Raw genomic sequence first — 16184 nt, 5'->3', positions numbered from 1 at the left:
TCTGATGTCGCTTGCGCTCCGGATGGGGCGCACGCTATCAGAACTTCGGCAGAACATGACGGCAAGCGAGCTTCTGATGTGGATTGAGTTCGACAGGCAAAGTCCGGTTGGCGATATTCGCGGTGACATTCAGGCCGCCCAGATTGTCTCTGCCCTGTACGGCGCACATGGGGTAAAAGTGCCACTGGACGATGCGATCCTGCGCTGGGGGGGTGACGAGCAATCAGCACCAAAAGACCCGTTTGCTGGGCTTGAGGCTGCGTTAATGGCTGCATCAAATTAGGGCGGTAAACCGCCCGTAACTTAGTTTATTTGCGATAATATAAAAACTATAAAGCCTATAAGAACTATAGCCCCTATAACTTTACCTATGTTCTCTGCCACATTTTCTGTCTGCTGCGCCTGCGCATTCAATTCTGAAGTTTCATCTAAGATTGTATCAGTAATAGCGTTAAATTCTTCGGAAAGAGTATTGTAAATACAAACTTGAGCCTCTTCCGGCTCATTTTCAAAAAAATCGTTAATGACATCATTGCTCTCAAGTGTGGCTATATGAATATTCTCACCTAAAGAGGATATATAATCAAAATAATCACACTGAGTTTTTGCTAACCCTCTTATTTTTAAGCGGTTAGGTTTATAGGAAAGCGTTCCATCTTCCTTTTCCCTAACTTCGTAGTAGTCATCCGGGTTGCCGGGAACTTCAAAGTTCAAGCTCAACATATATGTCTCCATGTGCAAAAAAAAGCTAAGCCTCTGAGGTGTTAGTCCGAGTGGCTATTCTATTTTCATTATTAAGGTACAAGAGATGGCGGCTCTACGCGAACTAATAATTAAAATCTCCGCGAACTCTCAGTCTTTCCAGAGTGAGATTGCTCGCGCCTCACGAATGGGTGCGGACTATTACCGTACCATGCAAAATGGTGGTCGTCAGGCCGCCGCGGCTGCCAGAGAGAGCGAAAGGGCATTATCTGATCTGACCGCTGGATTTGCATCAGCAGGGAAAGCCGCCGCGGCTGCTAGCGCAGCGTTTGCTACCGGGAAAATTGTTCAGATTGCTGATGAGTGGAACTCCGTAAATGCACGACTCAAGCAGGCATCATCTTCTGCTGACGATTTTGCTGCTTCTCAGCGTCAGTTAATGGAGATAAGCCAAAGGACCGGCACCGCGTTTTTAGATAACGCAAACCTTTTTTCCCGCGCAGCTGCTTCAATGCGTGAATACGGGTATAGCTCTGATGAAGTTCTGAAAATTACCGAGGCTGTTTCTACCGGCCTCAAACTTTCTGGGGCTAACACCCAGGAAGCGAGTTCTGTTATCACTCAATTCAGCCAGGCTCTGGCACAGGGCGTTCTTCGTGGTGAGGAGTTTAACGCTGTTAACGAATCCGGTGATCGCGTTATTCGCGCACTTGCCGCCGGAATGGGCGTGGCCCGCAAAGACCTTAAGAGCATGGCTGACCAGGGGCAACTTACGATTGATAAGGTTGTTCCAGCATTGGTAGGCCAGTTAGATAATTTGCAAGATGAGTTCAAAAGCTTACCACAAACGGTTTCTGGTTCCTTGCAGAAGGTTACTAACTCATTCATGCAATGGGTTGGCGGTATTGATCAGGCTACCGGCGCAACGGCAGGTTTGTCTGGCGGGCTGGATAGTTTAGCTCAAACTCTGGATGCGTTCACTTCTTCAGCTGTTAGTGGTGCCTTGAATGACGTTGCTGACAACATGTCCACAATAACAACAGTAGCAGGGGCGCTTGTTGGCGTTGGGCTGGCAAGATATCTCAGCGGAGTTGTAACCAGCGCCACGAGTGCAACAGGTGCACTAATTTCAGCAGCGAAATCAGAGGTAGCACTTGCTGTTGCGCAGGATAAAGCGGCTCAGTCTGCTGTTGCAGCTTCAAGGGCTGAAGTTTATCGAGCCCAGCAAGCTGTTCAGCGTTCACGAAGTGCAGATGTCCAAGCTGCTCAGCAAGAGAAAATTGCGGCAGCGGAAGCAAAGGTTACAGCAGCTCAAGCCAGGCTGACTACTGCTCTTGCAACTGGCACCGCTACGGAAAAAGTCAGGGCCAGGACTGCGCTTGAACGTGCACAGGCAGGGCTGGTGGCAGCTAAAAACGCTGATGCCCAGGCTGTTGCAGAAAGGCGCTTGTCCGCGACACAGGCTTCCTTAAGCCGGAACCTTGCAAACCGCGTCTCGACTCAGAGCAATCTCAATAGCGTAACATCTGTCGGTACTCGGCTGATGAGTGGTGCGCTTGGCCTGATTGGCGGCGTGCCTGGTCTGGTGATGCTGGGAGCAGGCGCCTGGTATGCGATGTATCAGAATCAGGAGCAGGCTCGTCGTTCTGCACAGGAGTATGCCAGTCAAATTGACGATATTAGAGAGAAAACATCTCGCATGTCCCTATCGGAAACGGATGACAACCGTGGCAGGACTGTTGGAGCCCTTGTCGAGCAAAATCGTCTGATTGATGAGCAAGCAAGGAAGGTTGGTGACCTGAAGTCTCAAATTGACGATCTTAATGCCTCCCGTGGTAAGCCGGGCATTACCAGCGAGAACGATGCCAATATTTTAAGGGCTATCGCGATTGTTACTGATCAACTCGCGGTTGAAGAGGGGAAATTGAATGATATGCGAGATAAGTCTCGCGGAATTCAGCAGGCCCTCGAAGAAATAGAGCGGCGTCGTAACGATTTGATACGTGAGCAAGCCTGGCGTCAGAATGCTGTATATCAGTCACTGATTATGATGAATGGGCAGCATACTGAATTTAATAAACTTCTTGGGTTAGGCAATCAACTCCTTATGGCGCGTCAGGGACTGGCTAACGTCCCGCTCAGGCTTCCGCAGGCAGACCTCGACAAAAAGCAAACCGATGCCATCGAAAAGAGCCGCCGGGATCTGGAGTTGTCACGCCTGAAGGGGGAGGCCAAAGAGCGCCTGCGGCTGAGTTATGCAGCCGATGACCTGGGGTTAACCAGTGATCCACAATTCCAGACTGGACGTCAGGAGTTGATTAATAACGGCCTGGCTGAATGGCGGAATAATGAGGCCAACAAACCCAAGGCGAAGGGCGGTAAAACCGAAGGAGAGAAAACAGAGGATGTTTATAAGCGCCTTATCAAGCAGCAAAAAGAGCAGATCGCCCTGCAAGGTCAGAATACTGAACTGGCGAAGGTTAAATACCAGGTCAGCCAGGGCGAACTTGCTTCTCTGACAGAAGCCCAGAAGAAGACGGTATTGCAAAATGCTGCGCTGATTGACCAGGTTAAATTGCGTGAGCAACTGCGAAATTACGAAGCCAACCTTGCTGACAGTAACGCCAGCGCCCGCGCAGCTAATGAAGCGCAACTGCTGGGTTACGGGCAGGGTACCCGGTTCCGGGAAAGACTTCAGGAGCAGTTCAACCTGCGTAAGGAGTTTGAGCAGAAGAATACCGATCTTCTTCGCCAGCGCCAGGCTGGTGAAATCGACGAGACGTTCTATCAGCAGGGGCTGGCACTCAATAAGCGCTATCTCGAAGAGCGCCTGCGCGACCAGGAGGGATATTACTCAGCTTCTGATGCGCAGCGTGACGACTGGATGACGGGGTTGTCAGAAGGTTATGCGAACTGGGTGGACGAAGCTACGGATTATTCTTCCATGGCTGCTGACGGCATGAAGCAGGCTATGGGGGGCGCTGTCACCACGATTACCGACATGCTCAATGGCAACGTTGACAGTTGGAAGGACTGGGGCGTCAGCGTGCTGAAGATTATCCAGAACGTTCTGGTCAATATGGCTGTTGCTAACGGCGTCAGTTCAATTGGCTCCCTGTTCAGTTTTGGTGCCTCGTCTGCCGCTACCGCCAGCAGCGGTACCGCTATTCAGAATGCTGGCGCGAACTTTACCTTTAATGCGAAGGGTAATGTTTACGACTCTCCGTCCCTGAGCGCTTACAGCAATGGCGTTTTCCAGACGCCTCAGCTGTTTGCTTTTGCCAAAGGCGCAGGGGTTTTTGCCGAGGCTGGTCCGGAAGCCATTATGCCGCTTACGCGCGCCGCTGATGGTTCTCTCGGCGTTCGTGCGGTCGGAGGTGGCGGAGGTCAGTCCGTATCGTCGGCGCCACAGGTTTATATCACCATCGATGGTAACGGCAACACTCAAACTCAGGCCTCGCCAGGCCTTGAGCAATTTGGTGCCGAGGTCGGGGAATTTGTTGATCGACGTTATAAGCAGAATGTGATGCGTGACATTCGTCCCGGCGGCGACATCTGGAACGCAATGAAAGGAACCCGATAATTATGGCCATTGAAACTTTCACCTGGTGCCCACGAATTAACGCTGAGGCTGATACAAGTTTCCGCGTCAGGAAAGCCCAATTTGGCGATGGATATGAGCAGGTTTCAGGGGATGGATTGAACACCAGAACTCAGCAGTGGACGCTTAACTTCACTGGCAACGAAACCTACATTTCTGCCATTAAATCTTTTCTCGACAGGCATGAAGGAACGAAAGCCTTTCAATGGAAGCCACCGCTCGAACCTTTGGGTTTGTATCGTTGCGAAACGTATAAACCCACCGGGCTTGGCGCGGGGAAATTCAACCTTGAAGCAACATTCATCCAGGCATTTAAACCATGAGCTTAAACGCAGATTATCAGAAGCTGGAATCCGGAAACGATGTTCGTCTGATTGAGGTGGACGGTTCTTCCTTTGGGCTAACGGACGTTCTCCGCTTTCACAATTACAGCATTCCCCACACAGAAGCGGAAATCATCGCCGCTGGTGGGGATGAGTCCAAGCTTCCGGCGAAACCAATCTGGTGGCAGGGAAATGAATACGCCGCCTGGCCGTATCAGCTGGAAGGCCTGGAAAAATCAACCAGTGGGAGCAATGCAACGCCATCACTGACGGTTGCGAACATCGAAAGCTCTATTTCTGCCCTGTGTCTTGCGTATGACGATCTGCTGCAGGCGAAAGTCACTATTCACGACACAAAAGAGAAATATCTCGATGCCAGAAATTTCGCGGACGGCAACCCCACAGCAGACCCGACTCAGGAAAAGCTGCAGGTCTGGTATATCGACGGGAAAACTGGCGAGCTTGCCGGTGAAACCGTTGAATTTGTTCTGTCCAGCCCGATGGACCTGCAGGGGCAAATGATCCCGACGCGACAGCTTCATTCCCTGTGTACCTGGTGCATCCGGAATAAATATCGTACCGGCGACGGCTGCGACTATGCCGGCACCCGCTATTTCGATAAAAACAACAACCCGGTAAGCGATCCGTCGCTGGATGAATGCAATGGCACGCTGACGGCCTGCAAACTCCGATTCGGCGAAAATAACGAACTCTCGTTTGGTGGCTTCCCGGGCACGTCTTTGATCAGGAGTTGATATGCGTCAGAAAACCATCGATGCGATTATGGCGCATGCTGCAGCTGAATATCCTCTTGAGTGTTGCGGCGTGGTGGCGCAGAAAAGCCGCGTTGAACGTTATTTCCCGTGCCGGAATCTTGCCGCGGCGCCGGAGGACAATTTTGTCCTTTGCCCCGAAGACTACGCAGCTGCTGAGGACTGGGGAACGGTGATCGCCATCGTTCACAGTCACCCTGACGCCACAACGCAACCGAGCGAACTGGATAAAGCGCAATGCGACGCAACGCTTTTACCCTGGCATATTGTGAGCTGGCCGGAGGGGGATTTACGCACCATCCATCCGCGCGGAGAACTGCCGCTGCTGGAGCGTCCGTTTGTGCTTGGACACTTTGACTGCTGGGGGCTGGTAATGAGCTATTTCCGGCAAACGCACGATATCGAGCTCCACGATTACCGGGTGGATTATCCCTGGTGGGAAAACGACTATCCGGACAACTTCTATCAGGATTGCTGGTATGAGTGCGGATTCCGTGAATTCGACGGGCCACCGAAACCCGGCGATATGGTGATCATGCAGGTCCAGGCCGATAAGTGGAATCACGCGGGAATTCTGCTGGAGGGAAATATGCTGCTGCACCACCTGTACGGCCATCTGAGCCAGCGCGTACCGTATGGGGGCTATTGGCAGGAAAGGACGATGAAGATTTTACGTTTCAAAACGCTAATCTGAATTCGCTGGGGCGGCATATTTCTGAAAGGGTACTGAGCCTGTTATCATTAACCTTCAAACATAAAGGGGGAAAAATGAAACGCTTAGCACTATTGATATTGGCATTTGTTGGAATGCACGTTGAGGCAAGACCAATTACTGAAGATGAAAAATCTGCAGTAGAAAATGTTATCAGAGAAGAAATGAAGGACCCCGATGCTGCAAAATTCTACCATATGGACTTTCCCTATCCAGATACCACTTTTACTTATTGTGGATATGTTAACGGTAAGAATTCATACGGCGCATATGCCGGAAAACAACTGTTTGCAACATTCTTAGGTAAAAATGCAGATGGTAAACTTATTGCGGCATCATTTGATGTTAACTCTCAAACTGGTGAGCCTATTGACCAAACAGTGATTTCTACGCTGTGTGCAAGCGCAGGATATGATATCCCCGTTAAGAAAATGTTTTTCAAAGATGTGAATAAAAACAGGGCAGAGAAAAACATCCCCAAATTAAGCTCTCAATATATGAGGCCTTAGATAACTTAAAAATTAAACCGCTTAGGCGGTTTTTTTTATTTAGGAGAACATATGCAAGAGATAATGACCAGAATTGAACTTGGTGGCGTTCTGGGTAAAACGTTTGGGAGAGTACATCATCGTCTAATACGTACCACCTCAGAAGCAATCAATGCTCTTGCAAAAACAATCAATGGTTTCGAGACGTTCTTGAATACAAGCAAGGCGCGAGGCCTTACTTACGCCGTTTATAAAGATAAAAAGAATATCAGCGTTGATGATTTAGGGTTCCCTGTAACGGGTGAAGTCATTCGTATTGTGCCTGTAGTCATCGGCAGCAAAAAGGCTGGAGTGTTGCAAACTATTTTGGGAGCGGCCCTCGTTGCTGTTGGCGCAGTACTTAATTTTACTCCCTGGGCAGCAGCATCTCCGTTTTTCTATAAATTTGGCGCTGCGGTGATGCTGGGAGGTGTTGTCCAAATGCTATCTCCTCAACCTGCAGGTCTGGCCAGCAAACAAAGCGCAGATAACCGCGCATCCTACGCATTCGGCGGTGTTACAAACACCGCGGCACAGGGGTACCCGGTGCCTCTGCTTTATGGTAAGCGTCGAATCGGCGGAGCGATTATTTCTGCCGGAATTTATGTCGAAGATCAGCAGTAGATAACTAACCTTTTTTCTGGCCACCTTCGGGTGGCTTTTTTTATGGGCGCAATATGGCTACAGATAAAGTGTTAAAAGGCCGCAAGGGCGGCAGCTCAAGTTCCCGAACCCCTACCGAACAGCCTGATGATCTGCAATCTGTAGCGAAGGCAAAAATCCTCGTTGCGCTTGGCGAAGGGGAGTTTGCAGGGCAGCTAACCGGCAAAGATATCTACCTGGACGGAACGGCGCTGGAGAATGCTGACGGCTCCCAAAACTTCAGCGGCGTAACGTGGGAGTTTCGCGCAGGAACGCAGGCGCAAACATATATTCAGGGTATTCCCGGTACCGAAAACGAAATCAGCGTAGGAACTGAGGTATCAAGCGCTACAGCCTGGACGCGCACGTTCACCAATACGCAGCTATCAGCGGTTCGTCTGCGTCTGAAATGGCCTTCGCTTTTCAAGCAGGAGGACGACGGAGATCTGGTCGGCTATTCGATTAACTACGCGATCGACCTGCAGACGGACGGCGGAACTTGGCAGATGGTACTCAATACCAGCGTGACCGGAAAAACGACATCTGGTTATGAGCGCAGCCACCGTATCGATCTACCGCAGGCTGGCAGCACCTGGACAATCCGTCTGCGTAAGATTACCTCTGACGCCAACAGCGCGAAGATCGGCGACACGATGACGCTGCAGAGCTTCACCGAGGTGATTGACGCCAAACTGCGCTACCCGAACACCGCGCTGCTTTACATCGAATTCGATTCCAGCCAGTTTAACGGCTCTATCCCGCAGATCTCCTGCGAGCCTCGCGGCCGTGTTATCCGCGTTCCAGATACCTACGACCCTGAAACACGCACTTATAGCGGTACGTGGACCGGTGCGTTTAAGTGGGCATGGACGGATAACCCTGCGTGGATTTTTTACGACCTGGTTGTTTCTGACCGGTTCGGCCTCGGGCACCGTTTGACCGCTGCGAATATTGATAAATGGACGCTTTATCAGGTTGCCCAGTATTGTGATCAGATGGTACCAGACGGCAAGGGGGGCAACGGTACCGAACCACGTTATACCTGCAACGTGTACATTCAGGACCGGAACGATGCCTACACAGTCCTGCGTGATTTTGCCGCTATCTTCCGTGGCATGACCTACTGGGGCGGGGATCAGATTGTGGCCCTGGCTGACATGCCGCGCGATGTTGATTACAGCTACACGCGCGCTAACGTTGTTGGCGGTCGCTTCACCTATTCGAGCAGCACCACGAAAAGCCGCTACACCACAGCACTGGTTTCATGGTCAGATCCGGGGAACGCTTATGCCGACGCGATGGAGCCGGTATTTGAGCAGGCGCTGGTGGCGCGGTACGGCTTCAATCAGCTGGAAATGACAGCCATCGGCTGCACCAGGCAGTCAGAAGCTAACCGAAAGGGGCGCTGGGGTATTCTCACCAACAACAAGGATCGTGTTGTTTCGTTTGATGTCGGGCTGGACGGCAACATTCCGCAGCCGGGCTACATCATCGCCGTGGCAGACGAGCTGCTTTCCGGAAAGGTTATGGGCGGCCGCATCAGCGCCGTTAACGGTCGCGTTATCAAACTTGACCGCGTGGCAGATGCAGCAGCGGGTGATCGCCTTATTCTCAACTTACCATCCGGAGTGTCGCAGAGCAGGACCATTCAGGCCGTAAACGGGGAATCAGTCACAGTCACCACGGCATACAGTGAGACACCACAGGCCGAAGCTGTTTGGGTGGTTGAATCTGACGAGCTCTACGCGCAGCAGTATCGTGTTGTCAGCGTTTCCGAAAAAGATGATGGCACTTTCTCGATTACTGGCGCATGGCACGACCCGGATAAATATGCCCGCATCGATACCGGAGCCATCATCGACCAGCGGCCGGTGAGTGTGATCCCTCCGGGTAACCAGTCGCCGCCTGCGAACATCGTGATCAGCTCGTTTTCTGTGGTGCAGCAAAATATCAGCGTCGAAACGATGCGCGTGAGCTGGGACCAGGCGCAGAACGCTATCGCCTATGAAGCGCAGTGGCGCCGCAACGACGGGAACTGGGTTAACGTGCCGCGCAGCTCCACCACATCATTCGACGTCCCGGGGATTTATGCGGGGCGCTACCTGGTGCGCGTGCGCGCAATCAATGCCGCAGAAATTTCATCCGGATGGGGCTATTCAGAAGAGAAAACGCTGACGGGTAAAGTGGGCAATCCACCGAAGCCGGTTGGCTTCATCGCTTCTGAAAACGTGGTATTCGGTATCGAGCTGAATTGGGGATTCCCGGCGAATACCGACGACACGCTGAAGACGGAAATTCAGTATAGCCTCACCGGGACCGAAGACGATGCGATTCTGCTGGCCGATGTGCCTTACCCGCAGCGCAAATATCAGCAGATGGGCCTTAAGGCTGGGCAGATTTTCTGGTACCGCGCGCAGCTGGTGGACCGAAGCGGCAACGAATCAGGTTATACAGAATGGGTGCGGGGACAGGCCAGCATCGATGTTTCCGACATCACGGATGCAATCCTTGAAGACATCAAAAGCTCTGAAGTCTTCAAGGACCTGATCGAGGATGCCGTGGCCAGCAGTGAAAAACTGGCGGAGCTGTCCGATGCAATTAAGGAGAACGCCGATGGCCTGGCTGCTGCCGTGGGTTCGAATAAGCAGACCGCCGAAGCAATTATCGGCAATGCTCTGGCAATTGCTGATGTTGTTGTGCGGCAGACTGCGCAGCAGGGCGCAAACTCTGCGACATTCGAACAGCTCCGGGAGGTGATCGCCACTGAGACGGAGGCGCGAGTTACTGATGTTACCCGTCTTGAGGCAAAAACTGCGCAGAATGAAGCCGGTATTACTGATGTTCGCCAGGCATTAGCGACGGAAACTGAAGCGCGCGCTTCTGCGGTAAGCCAATTGACTGCTGCCACGCAGGCCGCCTCTGATAAAGCTGATTCAGCTGCTGCTGTAGGTGCTCAGAATACAGCATCAATCACTGATCTTAGCCAGGTAGTCACGGGCCTCGATTCCTCAATGGCATCACGTCTGGAAGAACTGGGTGCACAAACTGATAAGGCCAGCGGCGGTATTCAGAACAATGCTATCGCGCTGATCACCAGCACGCTCGCTCAGGTTAACCAGCGTAACCTTCTGAGCGTGCAATATGGCGATAACAAAGCCGGTATTGAGCGGGTCGATAATGTAATGGCCGATGCCAGTAAAGCTGTTGCTGAGTCGTTGCGCACCCTTGACTCCAGTGCCGGTGGAAACACCGCGAATGTCACTGATCTGTCAAAGACGCTTGCTGACTTCACACAGGCTTCGGCAACTCAGATCAATTCGCTGAAGGTCACTGTAAATGGCCAGCAGGCCGCTATTGTCCAGAATGCTCAGGTATCAGCTGACATCAACAATAACCTGAATGCGATGTACAGCATTAAGGTTGCTGTTGATTCTAATGGTAATCAGTATGCAGCAGGGATGGGGATTGGTGTTCAGAATACGCCATCTGGAATGCAGACGCAGGTTATCTTCGTGGCTGACCGCTTCGCGGTTATGACCCAGGCAGGCGGCGCCGTGACTCTTCCTTTTGTTATCCAGAACGGACAAACCATCATCCGTGACACAGTAATTGGTGACGGGACGATCGGTAACGCCAAAATCGGCAGCTATATCCAGTCCTCAACATGGGACGGAACCGGTAATGTTGGCTGGCATATCAACAAATCGGGTTACGCTGTATTTAATAACGTCACTATCCGTGGAACAGTATATGCAACAAATGGAAGCTTTAAGGGTAGTGTTGAGGCCACGACTTTTGTCGGTGATATAGCGAATATTGGAGTTGGAGAAGACGTTGTCGTTTCAGGCGCTACAACAGCTACCAGAGCGATAACATTCACAGACTCCTCTAATTCCTCGCTTGCGAAATCCGCCCTTCTCGAAGGTCTGGTTTATGTGTCATCGCTTACCGGAACAACGGTCGTTAACATCAAGCTCAATATCAATGGGAATATACGTGACCTTGGAAATATTAACGTACCGTCAGGGAATACTGGGATGTGGATATCGGTAAGGCATGCATTGAGAAACATCACCGCAAATACAGTTACGGGAACCATTACAGTCACAGGAAGCGGAACAGCAAGTAAGTCAATTACATCACCGACGTTAACCATTACCCGAGGTACCGGGTCGTTCTCATAATCCAATTAGACATTCAACACGATTAATAACCCGTCACTTTTGGCGGGTTTTTTATTTCCTGGAGAAAATATGATTTACACAACAGGCACAATTGCTGTCAGCGGCAATACACTTACCGGTACAGGTACTAATTTTACCGCCGCAGGTTCTCTGATCCGCAACGGCTGCACAGTTATTGCAATGACCAGTCCAGTGCAGGTTTTTCAGATTACCGCTATCGGCGGCGCAACCTCTCTCACCGTTACGCCAGCTGCTAACCCTGCAATCCCTGCGGGAACCAAATATGCCATTCTTCTGAGCGACAGCCTGAGCGTTGACGGTCTGGCGCAGGACATCGCTGAAACCTTCACTATGTACCAGCGCTATATGAGTGGATTCGCTGATGTGATGAACGGTACTACAGACGTCACCATCACAATTAACGGCGTGGCTGTCACGGTACCGGGTCAGAAATCACTGGCCAAGAAAGGGGCTAACAGCGATATCACCTCCCTCAGCGGGCTGACAACGGCGCTCAGCATTGAACAGGGCGGTACTGGTTCGACAACCGCATCAGGCGCTCGCACAAACCTCGGTTTAGGAAACAGTGCCACCAGAGACGTTGGAACGGCAGCGGGAACGGTGGCCGCAGGAGATGATTTGCGCCTGGGTACTGTGAACGGAAAGACCGGGGGAACATTAAATAGCGGCCTGTCTGTACCAGGGGCGGGCGGTTTTACCGTCAAGGCAGGCGTTTTTAATGGTGACTCGATCAATAATGCAATCGTTGTTACAAACATATCGAACGTAAACCCAGCGGCGGGCGATTGGGTAAACTTCCTGCGCGGCGGATGGTGGTCTGGTGAGTGGACTATTGGGGCTTTACGAACTGGCGGAGCTTCTATTCAATCGGTTCAGATTGCTTTACGCGCTGATAATTCATCTCCATTTGCGCTCTGGAATTTCAACGCAAATGGCCAGGCTACCGGTACGTGGGTCAATAATTGTGACGAGCGAATAAAAGATGGAATTACTCCCATCCCTGATCCACTGGAAGCGATGAAGAAGCTAAGAGGTTATTCTTGGCATCGTCTTGATTCTGGCGTTACAGGTTTCGGTTTTATCGCGCAAGAAGTACAGAAAGTATTTCCTGAAGCAGTGAACAATTTTGGACAGACCATGAAGATGGAGGATGGCACGGAAGTTAAGGATGTCCTTTCAGTCGATACAACTGGTGTTTCCGCAGCGCTTCATCATGAGGCTATTCTCGCATTAATGGAAAAAGTTGAAGAGTTAACCCTGAAAGTGGAAGCGCTTCAGTCTGGAAGCTGAAAAAGCCGCCGCCCGTCGTATGTAAGAATGGGCGGCGGCTGGTTGCTCAGTGTTCATGCCCGAGCAAACGCCGGGAATATTACCCCAGCAATATTTACAGGCCAACCTGGCGAACGGTCGGGAACTCAGATACCAACCACATATCTGATTCTTCAAACATTTCCTCCAGCATGCGGTTCAGTTTTTCCCGATCGCTTTTGCTGGCATCGCTATTCAGGCCGTTTGCCTGCATCGGCTTCACCTTCACTTCGGCATCAGGGAAAATCTGGTGCACCCGCTTCGTCAGCTCGGCCAGTATGATCTCTCTGGCCCCTTCGAGCCCCTCAACATTACGCTTGTCATAAACCAGTTCTACGAACATAAGTGCTCCGCCAATCACTGTTTGAATATACAGTATTTTTGCTTTGGCGGTTTTGTCTGTCAAGGCATGAACCACTTGTTTTTAAATTTTGGGGAACATACTGCTGGCGTGTTTGTTATCGATTTGCCCTACAGGGCTGACGTGGTCTGGCGCTGACTAGAATTATGCGTGGGGCATGGATGGGGCAAAAGTGGTATGTGAAGTTCGTTAAAGTTCGTTAATCAAGCTTTATATCGATCTCTCTCATCCCTTGTTTAAAGCGCTCCTGGACGATCTTTATCGATTTTAAAAACTATGAGTTCATATTATACAAATGTAGCAAAAAAGGGTTTTGACCCTGAAAAGATGAACATTCTGCATAGCGCGATTTGCGCAACAGGAATATATTGAAACGTTACTCGACAAACGATGCATAAGGTTTTCTATGACACAACAGCCACAAGCCAAATACCGCCACGACTACCGTGCGCCGGATTACCTGATTAGCGAAATCGATCTGACTTTTGACCTGGATGCCACAAAAACCGTTGTCACGGCGGTGAGCCAGGTGACGCGCCATAGCGCAACTGCGGTGCCGCTGCGTCTGGATGGTGAAGACCTGACGCTGGTCTCCCTGCATATTAATGATGAAGCCTGGTCGGACTATAAAGAAGAAAACAACCAGCTGGTCATCGACAACCTGCCGGAACAGTTTACGCTGCGCATCGTGAATGAAATCAGCCCGGCCGCCAACACCGCGCTGGAAGGGCTTTACCAGTCGGGCGTGGCGCTGTGTACCCAGTGTGAAGCGGAAGGGTTCCGTCATATAACCTGGTATCTCGACCGTCCGGACGTCCTGGCGCGCTTCACCACCAAAATCATCGCCGATAAAACCCTGTATCCCTTCCTGCTCTCCAACGGTAATCGCGTAGGCGAAGGCGAGCTGGAGAATGGCCGTCACTGGGTGCAGTGGCAGGATCCCTTCCCGAAACCGTGCTACCTGTTTGCGCTGGTGGCGGGGGACTTCGACGTGCTGCGCGATACATTCAAAACGCGCTCAGGCCGCGAGGTGGCGCTGGAGCTGTTCGTTGACCGCGGCAACCTTGACCGCGCGCCGTGGGCGATGACCTCGCTCATCAACTCCATGAAGTGGGACGAGGAGCGCTTCGGCCTCGAATATGATCTCGACATCTATATGATCGTCGCCGTCGATTTCTTCAACATGGGCGCAATGGAGAACAAAGGCCTTAACGTCTTCAATTCTAAATACGTGCTGGCGCGTACCGATACCGCAACGGACAAAGACTACCTTGATATCGAACGCGTTATCGGCCATGAATATTTCCACAACTGGACCGGTAACCGCGTAACCTGCCGCGACTGGTTCCAGCTGAGCCTGAAAGAGGGCCTGACTGTCTTCCGCGATCAGGAGTTCAGCTCCGATCTGGGTTCACGTGCGGTGAACCGCATCAACAACGTGCGTACCATGCGCGGCCTGCAGTTTGCGGAAGATGCCAGCCCAATGGCGCACCCGATCCGCCCGGATAAAGTCATCGAGATGAACAACTTCTACACTCTGACGGTGTACGAGAAGGGCGCTGAAATTATCCGCATGATCCACACCCTGCTGGGCGAGGAGAATTTCCAGAAAGGGATGCAGCTCTACTTTGAGCGGCACGACGGCAGCGCGGCCACCTGCGACGATTTTGTGCAGGCTATGGAAGATGCCTCTAATGTCGATCTCTCTCACTTCCGCCGCTGGTACAGCCAGGCCGGGACGCCGGTTGTGACCGTCAAAGACGATTACAATCCGGAAACCGAGCAGTACACTCTGACCATCAGCCAGCGCACGCCGCCGACGGCGGAGCAGGAAGAGAAATATCCGCTGCATATTCCGTTCAGCATTGAGCTGTACGATAACGAAGGCAAAGTCATCCCGCTCCAGAAGGGAGGCCACCCGGTACACCACGTGCTGAACGTGACTCAGGCCGAGCAGACCTTTATCTTCGATAACGTCTACTTCCAGCCGGTGCCTGCGCTGCTGTGTGAATTCTCCGCGCCGGTGAAGCTGGAATACAAGTGGAGCGATCAGCAGCTGACGTTCCTGATGCGTCACGCGCGTAACGACTTCTCCCGTTGGGATGCGGCGCAAAGCCTGCTGGCGACCTACATCAAGCTCAACGTAAACCGCCATCAGCAGGGCCAGCCGCTGTCGCTGCCTGTCCATGTGGCTGACGCGTTCCGCGCGATCCTGCTGGATGAGAAGATTGACCCGGCCCTGGCCGCTGAAATTCTGACCCTGCCGTCAGCGACTGAAATCGCCGAGCTGTTTGACATCATCGACCCGATTGCGATCGTGGCGGTGCGTGAAGCGTTGACCCGTACGCTGGCTGCAGAACTGGCCGATGAGTTCCTCGCCATTTATAACGCCAACAAGCTTGACGCTTATCGCGTTGAGCACGCGGACATTGGTAAACGTTCTCTGCGCAATACCTGCCTGCGCTATCTGGCGTTTGGCGAAACCGAGCTGGCGAACACTTTGGTGAGCAAGCAGTATCACGAAGCGGATAACATGACCGACGCGCTGGCCGCGCTGGGCGCAAGCGTTGCCGCCGAACTGCCGTGCCGCGATGCGCTAATGCAGGAGTACGACGACAAGTGGCATCAGGATGGCCTGGTGATGGACAAGTGGTTCATCCTGCAGGCGACCAGTCCGGCGGCTGATGCGCTCAGCAACGTGCGCAGCCTGCTGAAGCATCGCTCCTTTACCCTGAGCAACCCAAACCGCGTGCGTTCTCTGATTGGCGCATTTGCCAGCAGTAACCCGGCGGCGTTCCACGCCGAAGACGGCAGCGGTTATCAGTTCATGGTGGAAATGCTGACCGAGCTGAACAGCCGTAACCCGCAGGTGGCGTCGCGTCTGATTGAGCCGCTGATCCGTTTGAAACGCTACGACGCGAAGCGTCAGGCGAAGATGCGTGCCGCGCTTGAGCAGCTGAAAGGGCTGGAGAACCTGTCTGGCGATCTGTACGAGAAGATTGCTAAGGCGCTCGCCTGATGTAAAAAATG

At 52.1% G+C, this 16184-nt stretch carries 12 protein-coding genes; 10 read left to right on the top strand and 2 right to left on the bottom strand.

Annotated elements, in window-relative coordinates:
• Positions 1-4 precede the first annotated feature (4 nt).
• A complete protein-coding gene (locus tag ADJ24_RS17295) occupies positions 5-283 on the top strand; it encodes a phage tail assembly protein T (protein WP_048703091.1) in 279 nt (92 codons plus the stop codon).
• 20 nt (positions 284-303) lie between these two features.
• Here ADJ24_RS17295 and ADJ24_RS17290 read toward each other — a convergent pair whose 3' ends face one another.
• Positions 304-723, bottom strand: coding sequence for a hypothetical protein (locus tag ADJ24_RS17290; protein WP_022650855.1), 420 nt, complete (start codon positions 721-723; stop codon positions 304-306).
• Positions 724-808: 85 nt separating this feature from the next.
• Here ADJ24_RS17290 and ADJ24_RS17285 point away from each other — a divergent pair, with 85 nt between their 5' ends.
• The 8 genes from ADJ24_RS17285 (at position 809) to ADJ24_RS25615 (ending at position 12775) form a co-directional block, all read left to right on the top strand.
• The gene (locus tag ADJ24_RS17285) at positions 809-4285 is read left to right on the top strand and encodes a phage tail tape measure protein (protein WP_048703087.1); all 3477 of its coding nucleotides are present in this window, start codon (positions 809-811) and stop codon (positions 4283-4285) included.
• A 2-nt stretch (positions 4286-4287) separates the two neighbouring features.
• Entirely contained in the window at positions 4288-4626 is a 339-nt protein-coding gene (locus ADJ24_RS17280) for a phage tail protein (RefSeq protein ID WP_000963855.1), read from the top strand.
• Positions 4623-5381: a phage minor tail protein L gene (locus ADJ24_RS17275; RefSeq protein WP_045407314.1), complete on the top strand. Its 759-nt coding sequence runs from the start codon at positions 4623-4625 to the stop codon at positions 5379-5381. The genes ADJ24_RS17280 and ADJ24_RS17275 overlap by 4 nt, the downstream gene beginning before the upstream one ends.
• A gap of 1 nt (position 5382) precedes the next feature.
• Positions 5383-6093 (top strand): C40 family peptidase, encoded by a 711-nt coding sequence (locus ADJ24_RS17270; RefSeq protein ID WP_048703082.1) that lies wholly within the window; start codon positions 5383-5385, stop codon positions 6091-6093.
• A gap of 74 nt (positions 6094-6167) precedes the next feature.
• Entirely contained in the window at positions 6168-6620 is a 453-nt protein-coding gene (locus ADJ24_RS17265; RefSeq protein ID WP_048703079.1) for a hypothetical protein, read from the top strand.
• 51 nt (positions 6621-6671) lie between these two features.
• Entirely contained in the window at positions 6672-7262 is a 591-nt protein-coding gene (locus ADJ24_RS17260; RefSeq protein WP_048703076.1) for a tail assembly protein, read from the top strand.
• 53 nt (positions 7263-7315) lie between these two features.
• Positions 7316-11464 carry a phage tail protein gene (locus ADJ24_RS17255; protein WP_048703073.1) on the top strand — a complete coding sequence of 1383 codons (4149 nt, stop codon included), beginning with the start codon at positions 7316-7318 and terminating at the stop codon, positions 11462-11464.
• A 69-nt stretch (positions 11465-11533) separates the two neighbouring features.
• Complete coding sequence (locus ADJ24_RS25615) at positions 11534-12775, top strand: tail fiber domain-containing protein (protein WP_048703070.1); 1242 nt, start codon at positions 11534-11536, stop codon at positions 12773-12775.
• 94 nt (positions 12776-12869) lie between these two features.
• On the opposite strand, the gene ADJ24_RS17245 is transcribed toward ADJ24_RS25615, so the two are convergent.
• Complete coding sequence (locus tag ADJ24_RS17245; protein ID WP_023292714.1) at positions 12870-13136, bottom strand: DinI family protein; 267 nt, start codon at positions 13134-13136, stop codon at positions 12870-12872.
• A gap of 424 nt (positions 13137-13560) precedes the next feature.
• Here ADJ24_RS17245 and pepN point away from each other — a divergent pair, with 424 nt between their 5' ends.
• Complete coding sequence (gene pepN / locus ADJ24_RS17240) at positions 13561-16173, top strand: aminopeptidase N (RefSeq protein WP_023311014.1); 2613 nt, start codon at positions 13561-13563, stop codon at positions 16171-16173.
• Positions 16174-16184: the final 11 nt, after the last annotated feature.

This window comes from Enterobacter sp. 940_PEND, assembly GCF_001059415.1.
GTDB lineage: Bacteria > Pseudomonadota > Gammaproteobacteria > Enterobacterales > Enterobacteriaceae > Enterobacter > Enterobacter cloacae_M.
This window is presented reverse-complemented; position numbering and strand designations above follow the sequence as displayed.